The organism is Streptomyces sp. NPDC059080, assembly GCF_042739975.1.
Lineage (GTDB): Bacteria > Actinomycetota > Actinomycetes > Streptomycetales > Streptomycetaceae > Streptomyces > Streptomyces benahoarensis.
The window spans coordinates 242,496-260,565 of record NZ_JBHYGX010000001.1; the positions used below are offsets into that span (position 1 = coordinate 242,496).

An 18,070-nucleotide genomic window follows, 5' to 3' on the forward strand; every position below is an offset into this window, starting at 1 on the left:
ATGGGAGCGGGAGGGGGTCAGTGGGTGAGGGCGTCTTCCGGCAGGTCCAGGGGGGACAGCTGCATCAGGGCGTCGGCGTCCGGGGCGTCCAGTTCGGAGACGCGCATCGCCTGCCGTTCGGTCATCTCCTGGAACACCTGGCGCGCGGTGCGGCCGTTGCCGAAGCGGACGGTGCGCGGGATCGCCGCGAAGTGCCCCGACAGCGCCTGGCGCGCCTCGCCGGTCAGCTTGTACGCGTGCCGCTCCGCATGGTGCTCCACGATGTGCACCAGCTCGTCGGAGCTGTAGTCCTCGAACAGCAGGGTGCGGGAGAACCGCGAGGACAGACCGGGGTTGGAGCCGATGAAGCGGTCCATGTCGTCGGGGTAGCCCGCCGCGATGACGACGACCTCGTCGCGCTGGTCCTCCATCAGCTTCACCAGCGTGGCGATGGCCTCCGTACCGAAGTCGTTCCCGGCGATCGCCGGGGCCAGCGAGTACGCCTCGTCGATGAAGAGCACCCCGCCGCGCGCCCGGTTGAACGCCTCGGTGGTCTTCGGACCGGTGTGGCCGACGTACTCGCCGACCAGCGCGGAGCGGTCCACCTCCACCAGATGCCCGACGGCCAGCAGCCCCAGCGCCTTCAGCAGCCTGCCGTAGAGCCGGGCCACCGTCGTCTTACCGGTGCCCGGGTTGCCCGCGAACACCAGGTGGCGGCTGAGGGGCGGCGCCGGCAGCCCGGCCTCGCGGCGCCGCCGGACCGTCTGCATCAGCTTGACCATGCCGCCGACGTCGCGCTTGACCCGCTCCAGGCCGACCAGTTCGCCCAGCTCGGTCAGCAGGTCCTCCAGCGACTCCGGCTCCGCCTCGGGCGCGCCCTCGTCGGCCAGCTCCCCGGCCCCGCCCTCCGGCGTCTCCGCGTCGGACGACGGGCCGGACGGCTGACCGGACGCGCCGGGCCGGGCGGGCGCCGCCGGGCCGGGGCCGGTGGCCGTCGCGGTCGGCAGCACCGACTGCTCCACGCCGTGCGCCGTGCAGTCCTCGAACACCGGGGCCGCGTCCTTGGCGGTGCCCAGGTCCTGCGCGCAGTCGAAGACCCGGCAGCGGACGAAACGCGGCTCGGCCCGCTCGCCGATGTGCAGCGCGGGGAAGGCGGTGGCGCGGATGTCGCAGTACTCGAAGGTGCCGGATGCGTCGTCGCCGACGAGGATGCCGTTCTTCCCGGCGGTGTCGACGCGGACGCCACGCACCGCGCAGTCGGTGTCCTTCCACAGCACCAGCGCGGTGCCACCGGCCCGGAACACCCCGCCGCCGTCCATCCGCAGCCGGGCACCGCTCGCCACCGTCACACCCGCGCTGCCCACGTCCGCGATCCGGGTGCCGGTCAGCCGCGCCCGCGCGCCCGGCCCCAGCTCCACACCGGCCTTGCGCTGCCCGGCGACCGTGCTCTCCGTCAGCTCCGACTCCTCGGCCGACAGCAGCCGTACGCCGCTCTCACCGCCCGTCACCCGGCAGCCCGTCAGCGTCACCGCACCGGCCACCGCCACCTGCACCCCGCACATCGCGGCGCCGCTCAGCGCGGTGTCCTCGGCGCGCACCCGGGCCTCGTCCGTGACGACCAGTGCATGCTCCTCGCTGCCCGTCACCCGGCAGCCGGTCAGCTCACCGCGGGCCCGCTCGCCCAGATGCAGGGCGCTGAACCCGCTGCCGGACACCGAACAGTCCGCCAGGGCCAGCGCACTGTCGCCCAGCGCCAGCGCGCCGTTGGCCGCCGGGGCCACCACCCGGCAGTCCTGCGCGGTCAACTGCGCGGCGCCGCCGGTGACCAGGCCGCTGCCGCCCGGCGACACGATCCGGCAGCCGGTCAGATCGACCCGCGCCTCGTGCTCGGCCTGCGCCCCGGAGCCCGCGGCGCCCTCCACCAGGCAGTCGTCCAGCAGCACCTGCGCGGTGTCCTGCGCCAGCAGCCCGTGGCGGCCCGGACCGGTCAGCCGGGCGGCGCGCACCGCCAGCCGGGTCGCGCCCCGGGCGCGCAGCGCCGACCCCGAACTCCCGGTGATCCGCAGCCCGTCGGCGACCACCCGCGCGGTGCCCGACAGCACCACGCCGATGCCGTCGACCGAGGTGATCGTGGAGTCCTCGATCCGGGCCCGGCCGTCGCCGCTGACGTGCAGCGCGGCATGGCGGGCACCGTGCAGCCGGGTGCGGCGCAGCAGCAGCACCCCGCCGGTCGTCGGATCCTGAAGGTCCTCCACCAGGTCCGCGGTGAGCGCGCCGTGCAGCGCCGCCAGCCGCGCGGCCTCCTCGGGCAGTTCGGCGGTCTCCGGCGCGTCCGGTGCGTCGGGCCGCCCCAGCACCTCGATCCGGCCGTGGCTGAGCGCGCACTCCTCCAGCACCAGCCCGGCCGCGTCCTCGACCCGTACCAGCGCCTCCGCCGGATCGGTGCCCTGGAGCGTCACCTGCCGCACCGCGCAGTCCGGAGCGGCGACGCTCAGCGCCGGGCCGTGCGCCGGACGGATCTCGACGGTGCCGGGCCCCTGTTCGGGCACGAGCACCACGCGGCGCTCCAGCCGGACGTTCTCCGGGTAGACACCCGGCGCGACGGCGATCACCGCGCCCGCGGGGACGGCCGCCACCGCGTCGGAGATCGTCCGGTGGGCGCCGCGTCCCCGGGCGGCGACGCGGTACACGGGGTTCGTCATGACGTGCTCTCCTGCGGATCGTGCGGGGCGGGGTCGGACGGTTCCGGGGCGGGCTGCCGCCACCACGGCGGATCGGCCTGCCGCAGCTCGGGCGTGAGGACCAGCCCGCCGAACATCTTGTCGGCGAACTTGCTGATGCCGCCCACCAGGAACAGGTCCACCAGGCCCTGCCGATGGTAGAACCTGCCCGCCGCGGACTGTTGCAGCAGTGTCTTGCCCGCCCCGAAGGTGAGGCCGCCCGCGAGGCCCGACGCCATGCCGAGACCGCCCTCGCGCAGCGCGTCCACGCCCGAGAGGTGGACGAGGTTGCCGTTCGCGTCGTACACCCCGAAGATCGCCGCGCTCGCGCTGCCCGTGATGAGGCCCGAGACCAGGCCGGAGGCGATGCCGACGCTGAAGTCGTACGTTCCGGCGCGCCAGCGGGTGACCTTCTCGTTGCCGGCCCACTCCGTCGACCAGGTGTCGTCGGAGGCCGGGGGCCGGGCGAACGGTTTGCCGGAATCGACGTTGCTCATCCCGGTCTTGAGGGTGCCGCCGCGCCCGGCCATGTGGTGCAGCCCGCTCACGCCGATCTTCACGGTGGAGCCGACCGCAGCGCCGAACGCCGCCTTGGCCACGTCCGTCCAGCTGAACTCCCGTCCGGAGATCTCCGCCGCGACGGCGTTGACGATCAGGCCGACGGTGAAGTCGAGCGTGAACTCCTGGAGGAACTCCACCAGCACCTGGGTGGCGGCCTTCTGCACGAACGGCGTGTACAGCGATTCGCCGTTCACGTTCTTCGACCACGCGAAGCGGTTCGGCTCGCGCAGCATCCGGCTGCCGCCGCGGTACTCGGCGGCCCAGCCGCGGAAGTCGTTCTCCCGGCCGGCCAACGTCATCCGGCCGAAGCTGTCCTTCTCCCAGACGTACCCGGCCATGGTCCGCTCCGACAGCAGCGTGGTGCCGTCGGCGCCGCCGTAGCGCCGCCACTGCTTGTTCCACGCGTCGGACTCCAGGAACGTCCCGTCGTCCAGCGCGGTACGGGTCCGCACCGCCACGCCGTTGTCGAACTCCCGCCACTCACCGGCCGTGTACTCCGCGTCCGGGGTGGACCGGTGCTCGCGGACCCGGACCGACGGGTCGCCGAAGCGGTCCTGGAACGCCGAACCGGAGCGCGGCACCGGCGGGATCTCCTGGACGAGATCGCCCTCGGCGCCGCCGGTGCGGTCGGCCCACAGGGCGCCCTTGCGCCAGTCGTCCAGCGGATTGCCCCGGGCGTCGGTCCAGGTGCGGACGCGGCTGCCTGTGCCGTCGCCGAACTCCAGGAGGTGGCCGTCCTTGCCGGCCTTGTTCCAGTGCCACACCGGCGGCTCGCCATCCCGTCCGGGCACCCGCCAGGCGTCGACGAACGTGCCGTCGCCGAGCACCCGGTGCTCGCGGATCAGCCGGCCCGCGGCGTCGAAATCCTGGTACGAGGCGTTGTCCCAGTACCGGCCGGTGCCGCCGCCCGCCGACTGCACCCGGACACCGGACTCGCCGCCCGCCTCCCAGGTGACCTCGGCGGCGCCGGGGCGGCCGCTCGCGGTGACCTCGATGCCGGAGCCGTCGGCGCCCGGCCAGGTGTCGCGGCGCGCCACGATCTCGCCGTGCTGGTCGGTACGGATCCAGTCGTCGCCGGGCCCGGCGTGCACCGCGTCGTCGGCCGCGGCGCGGGGCGGGGTGCGGTACTCCACGACGGTGCCGTCGGCGAAGCCCTCCCGCGCCACGCGCCACTCCCCGGCGGTCCCCGGCGTGAACCAGTCGCCCTCGGCCGCGCCGGGACGGTAGCGGTCCTGCCACACCAACCCGCCGTGCCTGCGGTCGCCGCCGCCGGTGCCCGTGAAGTCGTCGGGGTGGAAGGTGCGGTGGCCCTTGAGCCCTTCGTCCCCCGCCGACCAGGGAAGATAGCCGTCCCGGGGGGTGGCGCCGGCCGGCAGCTCCACCTCGCCGACGGTCAGCTTGGAGCCGTCGGAGAGGGTGGAGGTGGCGCGGACGACGGTGCCGTCGGAGGCGATGTCGAGCGTGGAGCCGTCCCGGCCCACCAACCGCACCCCGGTCGTCGCGGACGCGTCGGCACCGGCCGGGGTGTACTTCCAGGTGTGCACCTGGAAACCGCTGTCGGCGGTGAGCCAGCCCTTCCCGGCGAAGGTGCGGTGCTCGACGGAGGACAGCAGCTGACGGACCCACGACGGCGGGCGCTGCTCCATGAGGCGGTGCGTCTCCAGGAACCCGCCGTCCTTGAGGGTCGTCCCCGCGGCGTTCTCCTTGCCGTGCGCGGAGTGCGAGACCCAGTCGCGCTGGAGAGTGCCGTCGGCTTCCATCTCCCGCTGGACGTACCGGCGGTTGTCGTCGGCGTGCAGCCGCCCGAACCGCTCGTGGACGGTCTCGGTGAGGCCCGTCCGCGGGTCGGTGAGGGTGTCGGTCCAGCCCCGTCCCGGGCTCCAGGTCCGCTCGCCCTGGGCGAGGTGCCGGTACTCGGCGTCGTAGCGGTGCCAGGTGGTGGGGCGGGTGGTCAGGCCCTGGGTGAGCGGGTTGCGGTCCAGTTCGGCGAGGACATGGCCGCCGTCGGGGTTCTCCCGCCAGTGCCGCACCCGGCTGGCGCCGTCCATGTCGTACCAGCTGCGGCCGCTGGTGCCGAAGTGGCGGTGGCCGTGGCGTCCGGCGGTGCCGTCGGCCAGGATCTCCTGCCAGTCGCTGCGCTGGTGGCCGAAGCGGGCGAAGCCGGTGGCGCCGGTGGGCCGTTGGGCGTCGAGGTGGCCGCCGCCGGGCAGCGGGCGCCGCTCGAAGACCTCGGCGCCGCTGTGGCTGAGGAGCTGCACCCGGCCGCCCGCGAGGCCCTCCTCGCCGACGGTGCCGGAGTCGAACCACTTCGCGGTGGTGTCCGCCCGCTCCGCGGAGCCGGGGACGATCCGCTTCCAGGTGGCCTTCGCGGCGTCGCCGCCGTCGGTGGGCTTGGCCGGGAACTCGACCTCGAAGTGGTGGCCGGGCCGCGGCTCGCCGTGGTGGACGACGTTGATCCGCATCTTCTCCAGGCTGCCGTCCGCCCGGTACAGGGCGAACTCGCCCTGGCGCAGCGGCCCGGAGCCCTCGACGCGGAATCCGCCGTCGTCCTGCCGGGCGACGCGGACGCCGGTGCCGTCCAGGTGGGCGTCGAGCAGGGTGTCGGAGCCCGTGCGCAGGAACCGGCCGTCGGGCGCGTCGGCGAGCCGCACGGCGTCGTACAGGTGAGTCCCGGCGCCGTCCGCCACATGGAAGGTGGTGCCCTCGGGGGTGACGACGTGCGTCGCCGTGCCGTCCTCGCCGACGAGCCGGAACCCGCCGTCACCGTCCTCGACGCGGAAGCCGCCGCCGGGCCGGGGGCCGGCGGTGAAGCCCTCGGCCCGCTGGAGGTCGGCGCCGAGGACGTCCACCGCGCCGTGTGCGTACGTCCGCAGCGACTGTCCGGCGGCGCCGGGCACGTCCGGGAGGCGCAGCGCCCGGAACGCGTGCGCGCCCGAGGCGTCGAAGACGTGCACGGCGGTGCCGTCGGTCACCCGGAAGCCGTCGCCGTGCGCGGCGATGTCCGTACCGGGCAGCGGCGTGCCGTGGGCCGTGTGCAGCGGGCCGGACGGGGCGGGCGCCGGGCCGCCGGGCCGGGCGAGCGGCCGGTGGGCGAAGCGCGTGGCGCCGTCCGCGTCGGTGAGTTCCACCAGGTCGTGCAGGTGGCTGCCCTGCTGGTCGAAGACCTGGTGGCCCTCGGCGGTGACGACGCGGAGGTGGTCGCCGTACGCCTCGACACGGGCGTGCGGCACCGGCGTGTCGTCGCCGAACCGCAGGACGTGGCCCCCGGGCGTCTCCACCACCTTGCGGTAGAGCGTCAGCCCCTCCGGGCTGTGCAGCGCCACCTCGCGGGGGCCGCCGGTGCCCGCCGGCGGCCCGTGCGGCGGGGTGCCGTGCGGCGGGGTGCCGTGCGGCGGGGTGCCGTGCGGCGCCGGGGCGTGGGGCGGTGCCGGGACGGTGTGCTCCCCGGGCGTGGGCGTCGGGTGCACGGTCGGCGGGGATGTCTCCGGCGGCGTGTGGACGGCCGGGACACCGGCCTGGTCCAGGTCCTGCATCTCGTGCCATGGGCCCGACGGCCGGGTCGACCGTCCGGCGCCGCCCACCAGCCGGGGGCGTTCCTTGAGGGACACGTCCAGGAGGCCGTCCAGCCGGGTGCGGACGGCATCGGGGTCCATGCCGTGCGCCCGGAACGCGTCCCGGACCTCGTCGAACCGGGCCTGCGCGGCGTGCAGATCGGCGTGGGCCTGCTCGCCGACGCTGGGACCGCGGGACGAGCCGTCGGTGCGACCGCCCTCGGCGTCGACGCGGAACCGCGCATGGTCGAGATCGATCTGCGCGCGCTGCACGTCGTTCCAGGCGTCGACCCGGGCGCGTACGACGTCCTCGGAGTCGCCGGGCCGCCGGAAGACGTCCAGCCGGGCCTCGGACTCGCGCACCCAGGCGGCGTCCAGCTCCGCGCCGGTGGGACGCGTACCGGTGCCGGGCCCGAGGTGGTCCGCCGGGGCGTGCGGCGGATGCTCCCAACTGGCGGGGTGGGGCAGGTGGTTGAAGTCCTCGCCGTTGCGGAGGACGTTGCCGCGCAGGTCGGCGGCGATGTGGGTGAAGCCGGTGCCGCTCCAGCTCTTGTCGAGCAGCTTCTCGCCGTCGGCGCCGGTGAACGTGACGTCGACGCTGTTGCCGTCGGGGTGGTGGGTGACGGTGATGGTGAGGTCGTCGGCGTGGCCGGGCTTGCTGACGGTGAGGGTCTTGACCAGCCCGTCCTCGCTGAGCGACGGGTGCACGGTGACGTCCTCGAAGCCGCTCCAGCGGACGATCGAGGGCTGGTCGAAGGCGCGGCCGAAGTCGTCGAAGGCGGTGCCCGACGGCAGGCCCGGCCACTCCTCCCGCAGGACGGCGGCGAAGTCGTCCGGCGCGATCGCCTCGGCCCGCACCGGCACGACCGTCAGCCCGCTCTCGACGCGCGCGGGGCCCGTACGGATGAGCGTCGTCGGGGGGAGGGTGATCTCCCACTGATCGGGGCTGCGCGGGACCGGGGCGCCCGCGGCGACATGGTCGTAGTGCGGCGGGTACGCCATGACGAGCTTGGCGTGGTCGGCCGGGACCTGGATCTCGAAGACCACGCGGTTGCTCAGCACCAGGCCACTGGCCCATTCGGGCTGGAAGTCGAAGGTGTTGGAGGTGGAGATCGGCAGGCGTTCGGTGAAGGTGTCCGCCGCCTGGCTCGCCGGGTCCATCGAGACGCCGCGGTAGACGGTCAGTTCCTTGTTGGGGCCCTCGAACAGCAGGTCCTGCGTGACGCGGTGGAAATCCCGCACCTTGCCCAGGAGGTGGTCGGTCGCCGCCCCGGGGTTGAGGAAACCGCCGTAGCCGCGCTTGGAGGTGAACGAGCCGCCGATGACGTCCCGCATCAGCGCGGCGATCGTGCCGTCGGCCTCCGCGCGCCCGAGGTGGACGTGGGCGACGTCGATGAGGGAGTTCCAGTTCTCCGCGGACCTGCCGTGGAGACCGGCGACCGCGGGTGGGGCGTCGGTGTGCGGTGCCGGGACCGGCGGCGCGTCGTGGAAGGCGCCGTCGGACCAGGTGTAGCGCTGCGGGCCCGAGGGCGTGGCGACGACGAGGCGGCCGTCCTCGTACTTCACCGGCCAGGCATGGCCACCGGCCGCGTCCACCATCGGCGCCGGACGGGGCTCGTCGAGGTGCGGCGTGGTGGTGAGGGTGACGCCGTCGAGCGGCCCGCCGCGCAGGACGACGTCCTCACCGGCCGGGGTGAGCCGGTTGCCGAGGCCGACCCGGTAGTGCCAGGTGCGCACGACGGCGCCGCCCGGCGCGTCCAGCAGGTCGACATGGAACTGCTTGTTCCGCGGACCGAAGTCCTCGGCGTGCATCACGAGCAGACCGTCCGCGTCGTCCCCGTCACGGAACTGCGGTTTCGCACCACGCGGCGCCTCGACGACCGCGCCCTTGCCGAACGGCAGCTCCTTCTGGTGGGGCCCCAACTCACCCCCGCTGCCCCCCAGCAGCCGTGGGCGTTCCTTGAGCGAGGCGGTGAGCAGATCGTCCAGGCGGGCGCCGACCACGTCCGGGTCCAGGCCGTGCGTCCGGAAGGCGTCCCGGGCGAGGCCGAGGCGGCTGACCGCCTCCGCGTGGTCGAGCTTCGCGTGGTCGCCGACGGTGAGGCCGTCGGAGCCGCCGGCGCCGTTGCCGCCCTCGGTGTCGAGGTGGAACTGCGCCTGGTCCAGCTGCTTCTGCGCGCGTTCGACCTCGGTCCACGCGTCGACCCGGGCGCGTACGACGTCCTCGGAGTCGCCGGGCCGCCGGAAGACGTCCAGCCGGGCCTCGGACTCCCGGGCCCAGATCGCGTCCAGCTCCGCGCCGCCGGGGCGGGAGGCGTGGACGGAAGGGACGGTGCCCTCGGGGAGCTTGCCCATCGCCTTGGCGCTCAGGCCGGAGGCGGGGCCGTCGCCCATGTGGGGGCTGCCGGTGGACGAGGCGAGGTCGTCCACGGCGGTGCCCGCCGGGGTGTGCGGGGCGTCCCAACTGCCGGGCTTCGGCAGGCTGCTGAACTCCTCCGCGTTGTGCAGGACGCCACCCCGCAGGTCGGCGGCGATGTGGGTGAAGCCGGTGCCGCTCCAGCTCTTGTCCAGCAGTTTCTCGCCGCCCGCGCCCGTGAACGTCACCCCGACGCTGTTGCCGTCGGGGTGGTGGGTGACGGTGATGGTGAGGCTGTCGGGCGAGCCCGGCTTGTCGACGGTGAAGGTCTTGACCAGCCCGTCCTCGCTGAGCGACGGGTGCACGGTGACGTCCTCGAAGCCGCTCCAGCGGACGATCGAGGGCTGGTCGAAGGCGCGGCCGAAGTCGTCGAAGGCGCTGCCCGACGGCAGGCCCGGCCACTCCGCCTTGATGACGGCGGCGAAGTCGTCGGGCGAGATCGCCTCCGCCCGCACCGGCACGATCGTCAGGCCGCTGCCCGGATCGGTACGGGTCGGCCCGGTGCGCACCAGCGTCGTCGGGGTGAGGGTGATCTCCCACTGGTCGGGGCTGCGCGGCGCCGGGTTACCGCCGTGGTCGAAGTGCGGCGGGTACGCCATCGCGAGCTTGCCGTGATCGGCCGGGACCTGGATCTCGAAGACGACGCGGTTGCTCACCACCCCGTTCTTCGCCCATTCGGGCTGGAAGTCGAAGGTGTTGGAGGTGGAGATCGGCAGGCGTTCGGTGAAGGTGTCGGCCGCCTGGCTCGCCGGGTCCATCGAGACGCCGCGGTAGACCGTCAGTTCCTTGTTGGGGCCCTCGAACAGCAGGTCCTGCGTGACGCGGTGGAAGTTCTCCACCTTGGCGAGCAGCGCCCCGTCCTCCAGCTTCGAGGGGATGACGAAACCGCCGTAGCCGCGCTTGGAGGTGAACGAGCCGCCGATGACGTCCCGCATCAGCGCCGCGACCTTGCCGTCGCCGTCGGCGCGCCCCAGGTGCAGGCGGGCGACGTCGATGAGGGAGTTCCAGTTCTCCGCGTACCTGCCGTGGAGACCGGCGGCCGCGGGCGGCGCATCGGTGTGCGGTGCCGGGACTGCCGGGGCGTCGTGGAAGGCGCCGTCGGACCAGGTGTAGCGCTGCGGCCCGCCGGGCGACGCGACGACGACATGGCCGTCCTCGATCTTCACCGGCCAGGCGTGGCCACCGGCCGCGTCCAGCACCGGCGCCGCCGTCGACTTCCCCAGCTTCGACGTCGTACCGACCGTGATGCCGTCGAGCGGACCGCCGCGCAGCGCGATGTCCTCACCGGTCAGGGTCAGCCCGGCGAAACCACGGTTGTAGTGCCAGGTGCGGACGGGGCTGCCGCCCGGCGCGTCCAGCAGCTGGACGCTGATCCGCGCGTCGGCGGCGCCGCCGTTGACGACGAGCCGGTCCCCGAAGCCCTCGGCGCCCACGAGCGTCGGCACCTGGCGGCGCGGGGCCTGGACCACCACACCGTCGAGGCCCGGGAGGTCCTTCTCGAAACGGTTCTGGGCCGACGCGCCGCCGAGCAGCCGCGGGCGCTCGGCGAGCGAGAGGTCGTCCAGGGCGCGCAGTTCGTGCGCGACGGTGTCCGGGTCCATGCCGAGCTGCCGGAAACTGTCGCGGGCGTGGCCGAGGCGATTGGCCGCCGCGTCGAGATCGATCCGTGCCTGCTCGCCGACGGTCGGCCCGTCGGAACGGCCGTCCCCGCGGCCGCCGTGGAGATCGAACTCCAGCTGCGCATGGTCGAACTCCCGCTGCGCGCGCTGCACTTCGCCCCAGGCGCCGACCCGCGCGTCGACCACGTCGTCCGACGCGCCGGGGCTGCGGAAGACGTCGAGGCGGGCGCTGGACTCCCGGGCCCAGAGCGCGTCCAGCTCCGCGCCGGAGGGCCGGGACGGGGCACCGTGGCCGCCGGGAAGATGCGCGTCGAGCGGACCGGTGCCCTCCGGGAGCGTGCCGGTGGCGCCGCCGACCGGGCCCCGCACGCCGTGCGCGTCGACGGCGCCGGGGGAGTGCGGTGCCTCCGCGGGCGGGGTGCCGTGCCAGCCCTCGGGCAGCGGCAGCGGCTTCATCACCTCGTTGTTGTGCAGGACACCGCCCCGCAGGTCCTGGCCGAGGCCGCGGAACTTCTGCTGGTCGAAGGTCCGGTCGGAGAGGAGCTTGCCGTCGGCGTCGGTGAAGGTCAGGCGGACGGACTCCTGCTCCGGCAGATGGGTGATGCCGATGGTGAGGTCGCCGGAGTGGCCTGGCTTGGAGACGGTGACCGTCCGCACCAGGCCGTCCCCGCTCAGCTCGGCGCGGGCGGCGGCGCCCTCCAGCCCCTCCCAGCGGCCGACGGTGCCCGGCTCGAAGGCGCGGACGAAGTCGTCGAAGGCGGTGGCCGACGGGAAGCCGCCCCACTCCTCCTTGATGAACTTCTCGAAGTCGCCCGGGGAGATCGCCTCGGCGCGCACCGGCACGATCGTCAGACCGCTGTCCGGATCGACGCGGTTGGGCCCGGTGCGCACCAGCGTCGTGGGCGGGAGGGTGATCTCCCACTGGTCGCTCTTGGGGGGCGTGGCGCCCGCGCCGGCGTGGTCGTAGTGCGGCGGGTACGACATGGCCATCTTGCCGTGGTCGGCGGGGACGTCGATCTCGAAGACGACGCGGTTGCTCACCACCCCGTTCTTCGCCCACACCGGCTGGAACTCGAAGGTGTTGGACGTCGAGATCGGCAGCCGTTCGAGGAAGGTGTCCACCGTCTGGGCCGCCGGTTCCATCGACACACCGCGGTAGACGGTGATCCGCTCGTTGGCGCCCTTGAACAGCAGGTCCTGGGTGACGTCGTGGAACTTCTTCGTGTGGCCGACCAGGTCGCCGCGCACCAGGGCCTCGGGGTCGACGAAACCGCCGTAGCCGCGCTTGCCGGTGAACCCGCCCCCGATCACCTTGGTCATCATGGCGTCGACCGTCTTGTTGACGGCGGCCTCGCCCAGGTGCACATGCGCCAGGTCGACGAGCTTGCCCCAGTTCGCAGCGGCGTCGCCGGTCAGGCCCGCGGCGGCCGGCGGCGGGTCGGTGTGCGGCGCCGGGACGGGCGGGCCGTCCTGGAAGGCGCCCGACCAGTGGTAGCGCTGCGGTCCGGCCGGCGAGGCGAGGGTGACCTCGTCCCCGTCGATCTTGACGGGCCAGGAGTGCCCGGCCGCATCGAGGGACGCCGCCGTCGACTTGCCCAGCTTCGAGGTGGTGGCGACCGCGGCACCGTCGAACACGCCGCCGCGCAGGACGAAGTCCTCGCCGGTGAGGGCGAGCCCCAGCCCGCGGTTGTAGTGCCAGGTGCGGACGGGGCTGCCGCCCGGCGCGTCCAGCAGCTCGACGCGGAACTGCCGGTCGCCCGCCCCGCCGTGGACGATGAGGCGGTCCCCGAGGGCACCGGCGTCGACGACGTCCGGGGCCGCCCCGCGCGGCGCGCGCACCACCGCGCCCTCCACACCGGGCAGCGCCTTCTCGAACCGGCCGCTCGGCGTCGCACCGCCCAGGAGCCGTGGCCGCTCCTTCAGCGACGCGGCGTCCAGCGCGCCGAGCTTCCGGGTCACGTCGTGCGGGTCCATGCCGTGCGCCCGGAACGCGTTCTCGGCGTCGCCCAGGGCCTTCTCGGTGGCGTGGAAGTCGGCCAGCGCCTGCTCGCCGACGGACGGGCCGGACGACGGGCCGTCGATCCGGCCCCCGGCCGCGTCCAGATGTCCCTCCGCCGCCGCGTGGTCGATCCGCGCCTGCTGCACCCGGTCCCAGGCGCCCAGCCGCGCCTCCAGGTCACCGGGGAGGTCGCCCGGCTTGCGGAACACGTCCACCTTGGCGAGCGTCTCTTCCTTCCACTGCGCGAACGGATCGGGCGCCTTGCCCTTGCCGCCGGCCCCGGCTCCGTCCGGCCCGCCGACGCTCACGCCGTCGGCCTTCCCGTGCGGCGCGCCCGGCGCGGGCGTGTGCGGGGCGGCAGGGCGGACGACTCCGGCGCCCGGGACGTCGATGCCGCCCACGGCGTGCGCGACCACCGGCGTGGTCGCGCTGTCCAGCGCGGTGATGCCGTGCCCGGGCGTTCCGGCGCCGGGCACCTCCGGCAGCTTCGGTTCCGGCACGGCGGTGGCCGCCCCGGTCGCCAGGGTCTCCGCCGGGTGGCCCGGCACGGCGCCCGGCCCGTCGAGCGCGCCGTGGCCCGGCGCGGGCGCCGGAACGGTCCGCTCGCCCAGCCCGGCAAGATCGCCGCCGAACCCGCCCTGCGGGGTGCGCACCGGCCCACCCGCCACGGGCGCGTCGACGCCGTGCGTGACGGTGCCCGGCGGGGTGATGCCGTGGGTGGCGGAGGCCGGGGGCGTGATGCCGTGGGTGCCCGTCGGCGGCGGGGTGACGCCGTGCGTGGCGACGGTCGGCGGGGTGATGCCGGAGACGTCCACCCCGGCGCCGAGGCCGCGGCCCGCGCCGACGTCGGCGATCTTCCCGGCGCCCGCGTTGACGGCGGCGCCGGGCACATCGGTGTGGGTGAGCCCGTGCACCGGACCCGGCGTCACCGAGCCGGTGGCCGGGAGATGGATCTCGCCCGGCGCGGTCACCCCGGGCGCGGTGGTGCCCGTCGCGGGCAGGTCGATACGGCCGACGGACGGCGTCGACACAGGGGTGTGCGCCCCGGTGGCCGGGACGTCGAGATGCCCGACGGTGGGCATCGACCCCGGCGTCAGGGAGCCGGTGTGCAGCTCGAAGGTGCCGGCGGCCGGCATACTCGGCGTCTCGACGTGGCCGAGGTCGACCAGGCCCGCGGACGAACCGTGCGGCGCCGCGGCCGACGGCGACGGCAGATCGAAGGAGCGCAGCGACGGCACGTCCGCGATCCGCGCGCCCGAGCCGATGTTGCCCAGGTCGCCCAGGTTGTTGGAGAAGTTGAAGTGCCCGCCGGAGACGGACCCCAGACCGTGTCCGCCCAGCCCCGTCGTGCCGCCCGGCGCCGCCACCCCGGACAGCCCGCCCTGCGGCGAGAGATGCGAGACGGGGCCCGCGGTCGGCAGATCGCCGAGCACCCCGGAGTGACCGAGGTTCGACAGCCCGCCGAGCGACGAGTCGAGCCCGCCAAGACCCTGCATCGACGGCAGGTTCAGCCCGCCGTGCAGCCCGCCGAGGCCCTGGACCGACGGCATGGAGATGCCTCCGTGCAGCCCGCCGCCCATGCCCTGGAGCGATGGCATCGACAGATGAGGGGTGCTCAGCCCGGCCACCGAACCGTCGAAGTGCATCGCCGGAGGGGCGCCCACCCCGTGCGTCGACAGTGACGGCGAGAACGACCCGGGCCCGGCGAAGTTCCCGGTCCGCATCACCGTGAGGTCGCCGATCGGGTCGATGTGCACCGACGGGATGCCCCCGCCGCCCGCGCCCGCGAGATGGTTGATCGGCCCGGCGCCGCCCAGCAGCCGCCCGCCCGCACCGACCGCGCCGAAGCGGTACTTGCCGAACACACCGCGGTCGATGAAGCCGATCCGGAGCGCCTTGCCGATGCCCAGCGCCTGGATCTCGGCGGCGTCCACCGGCAGGATCAGCCGCAGCGCCTTGAAGCCGGACAGCCCGTTGACGACCGATTTGCCGCCGGCGAGCAGCCCGGAGCCGATCCACTTGGCGGCGTTGCCGATGCCCTTCATCCCGCCGTACGCCAACGCCCCGGCGATGTGCAGCCCGCTGATGCCCTGCGGCAGCATCAGCGGCAGCGCCTTGAACGGCGTGACGATGTGGAACGAGCCGTTCATGCCGGTGAAGATCCGGCCGCCGAACCCGGGGATCTTGGTGAACGGGGTGTGCGTCCACAGGCCGTTCAGGCCCCGGCTCCAACTCGCCGCGCCCCGTGCGAAGTCCTTCGCGCCGAAGAACAGATGCAGCGACATGTTGAGGATGTTGCGCCCGGTGAAGACGTTCTTGAACGACGTGAACGCCGTCTTGATGCCGCTGATGCCCTTGGCGGCCAGCCCCCGCAGGCTCTGGAAGACCTTGGTGATCTGCAGGCCCTTGGTGCTGGGGGCGATCATGCCGAGCCCGGCCAGCAGCAGGTCCAGCGCGCTGGCGTCACCGTTGGCGAAGTCCACCGCGGTCTTAATGAAGATGGCGACGTTCAGCGCGACGGCGAACAGCGCCACCGGACCGCCGAAGATGATGGCGGGAATGATCAGGATGATCGCCAGCCAGCTGAGCGCCTTCATGATCTCGTCGCAGGCGTCGATCGGCGAGGCGATCTTGTCACCGGCGTCCCGCACCGCCCGCGCCGCCGTCTTCGACGCCGCCCGCTGGATGTCCCCGGCGCCCTTCGCCGTCGACTTCAGCGAGTCGCGGCCGTCCTCGTCGTCCTCGGACAGCCCCTTGGCCTGCTGGAGCGCGGTGTCCGCCCGGCCCTGCTGCTCCTCCATGACCGCCTGGTACGTCCGCAGCGCGTTCTGCACGTCCTGCTGCGCCTCGCGGAACGTCGAGACGAAGTTGCGCAGTTTGCCGTCGATGACCTCACGCAGCGCGTCACCGGTCTTGCCGACGAAGGCGCCGTCCGTGGTGTTCTTCACCTCGGTGAGCCCGTCGTCGATCTTGTCGGCGAGGTCGACCAGCTCCTGCTGGGACGCGATGACCTCCCGGATCCTGGCCGCGTCACCCGGTGTCGGGTCCGAGTCCAGACCCAGGGCGCTCCAGTCCGTTTCGCGGGGCAACGACGGTACCGGCCTTCCTTGAAAGGCTGCCGCGGGCGGCGCGGCAGGGTGGTGCGGGTGGGGTGCGGTGCGGGCAGTACGGGCAGCTCGGGCGGGTGCGGGCCCCGCGTCCGCCGGAGAGAGGTCCGGTGCGGAGAAGGGCCCGTACGCATAACACGCACCACGGGGCCAGGAGGTTCACCGTCCCGCGCGGTAATTCCGCTTCCTGGTGAACCATCCGGCCCGCCCGTGCGTGAGAGGAGTGCAAGGTATTGCTTCCCCGCCGCCCGGCCGCAGGCCCCAGAGGTGCCCATGCCCGACTTCTCCATCGACTACGAGCTGTTGAACCAGGTGCAGACCCGGATGCGTCAGCTGGCCGACACCGCCGACTCCGGCGGCGCCAAGGGCGCACTCAAAACCCTGACGGAGTCGACCGACGACGCCAAGAGCGTCATGGGCTTCAGCGACCTCGGCGCGGCCATGTACGCCTTCTCGCACCGCTCGGCGAGCCGGGCGAAGGACGCGAAGGACGGCCTCAACAAGCTCGCCGACATCTTCAAGTCGGTGTCCGACAACTACTTCCAGGTCGACGCGGGGATGGCGGACAGCGCCGGGGTGATGGGCACCAGCATCGGCCTCGACGAGTGGAAGAACAAGAAGGCCGCCTGGGAGCAGTGGGACGAGGACACCAAGGCGTGGAACGACTACCTGAAGGAGATCGGCGCGGCCGACTACTTCACGGAGCACCCCAAGGCCGACATCAACGAGGTGTGCTCCGCCGACGGCGCCCCCGGCTGGTGCGACCGGTACAACAACGACAAGGACGTGCCCTCGCAGCCCGGTGACCACCCCGAGGGCGAGCGGCCCAGCGACGCCCCGCCCACCGAGAAGACGATCACCACCGACTCGGGCAGCACCCACGTCAAGGTGACCCTCGACGACGACAACAACGTCATGACCGAGGAGTCCACCGTCACCATCGGCTCCGGCGCCGACGAGCAGAAGTACACGAACAAGACGACGTACGACTCGTCGCCGCAGCCCATCACCCTCAAGGACGGCAAGACGTTCGACGCCCGTGACTACACCACGGTGACGACCGGTCCGGACGGCTCGGAGACCACCAGCCGCTACGTCATCAACGACGACGGCAGCGGCACCATGACCGTCACCACGGACGACGAGACCACGACCTACACCCGCTCCTCCCCCTTCGGCGACGGCGCCGAATGGAAGGAGAAGGAGGACGACTGAGCCGCGCCCCGCGCGCCGGCCGTCCGCCCCCGGGGCCCCGCCCCGGAACCCGAAGCCCCCGTCCGACACCCCCGTAACCAAGGAGAGATCTTGGCCGCCAACATCAGCCTCGACTTCGCGGAGATCGAGCGCGTCTCGAACCTCCTCAAGAACAGCGCCGACAACACCCTTGTGCCCCGTATGACGGAGGCCAAGAACGAGGTCGACACGATGCTCAACTCCACGCTGAAGTTCAACAACTCCAGCCCCGCCCTCCAGCAGTCCTACGAGAAGCTCACGCAGTCGCTGACCGACGCGACGCAGAGCATCAAGGACTTCGCGGAGCAGTTCGAGAAGATCGTCCAGTCGATGCGGGACATGGACGACGAGATGGCGAACAAGATCCGCTCCAGCGGCTGACGCCCTCGCCGCCCCGCGGCACCCCGTACGACCCGACCGCATTTCCCGGAGGAACGCATGGCGCAGGACGTCTTTCTCGACTACGACGACATCAAGCGTGTCGCCAACACCATGGAGAACAAGTTCACCGACATCGCCAACGAACTGGGCGATCTGGAGAACACGGTCAGCACGCTGCTCAAGGACGGTCTCGTCTTCGAGCAGTCCAGCCCGGCGCTCGAAGAGGCGTACCAGGCGTTCAGCAAGCAGATGAAGGAGTCCTCCGCGAACATCAAGGTGTTCGCGCAGTCCTTCACCGACATCGTCAAGTCGATGACGGACTCCGACAGCCAGATCGCCGCGGGCGTCCGCAACAGCTCCAAGAGCTGACCGGCCGTACGCGAACGGGCCCGGCACCCACCGTGGGTGCCGGGCCCGTCGCCGTCCCGCCCCCCGGGACGGGGCCGGGGGGGGGGCCGGGGCGCACCGCCCCCGGACCCGCAGCGGCCCCCGCACCCGCACCCC

5 protein-coding genes are annotated in these 18,070 nt (G+C 73.4%); 3 read left to right on the forward strand and 2 right to left on the reverse strand.

The annotated features are described in order from the left end of the window. Window positions 1-17 precede the first annotated feature (17 nt). Both ACFWWQ_RS00625 and ACFWWQ_RS00630 read right to left on the reverse strand, forming a co-directional pair. Window positions 18-2,681 carry a right-handed parallel beta-helix repeat-containing protein gene (locus tag ACFWWQ_RS00625; protein ID WP_384587782.1) on the reverse strand — a complete coding sequence of 888 codons (2,664 nt, stop codon included), beginning with the start codon at window positions 2,679-2,681 and terminating at the stop codon, window positions 18-20. Then, entirely contained in the window at window positions 2,678-15,934 is a 13,257-nt protein-coding gene (locus ACFWWQ_RS00630) for a hypothetical protein (protein WP_384587785.1), read from the reverse strand. Before ACFWWQ_RS00630 ends, ACFWWQ_RS00625 begins: the two co-directional genes overlap by 4 nt. Before the next feature lie 291 nt (window positions 15,935-16,225). Here ACFWWQ_RS00630 and ACFWWQ_RS00635 point away from each other — a divergent pair, with 291 nt between their 5' ends. The 3 genes from ACFWWQ_RS00635 (at window position 16,226) to ACFWWQ_RS00645 (ending at window position 17,935) form a co-directional block, all read left to right on the forward strand. Further along, entirely contained in the window at window positions 16,226-17,167 is a 942-nt protein-coding gene (locus ACFWWQ_RS00635; protein ID WP_384587788.1) for a serine/arginine repetitive matrix protein 2, read from the forward strand. A gap of 90 nt (window positions 17,168-17,257) precedes the next feature. Further along, entirely contained in the window at window positions 17,258-17,566 is a 309-nt protein-coding gene (locus tag ACFWWQ_RS00640; protein WP_143940075.1) for a M3 family metallopeptidase, read from the forward strand. A gap of 57 nt (window positions 17,567-17,623) precedes the next feature. After that, on the forward strand, window positions 17,624-17,935 hold the full coding sequence (locus ACFWWQ_RS00645; protein ID WP_384587792.1) for a hypothetical protein: 312 nt from the start codon (window positions 17,624-17,626) through the stop codon (window positions 17,933-17,935). The last annotated feature ends 135 nt before the right edge of the window (window positions 17,936-18,070 follow it).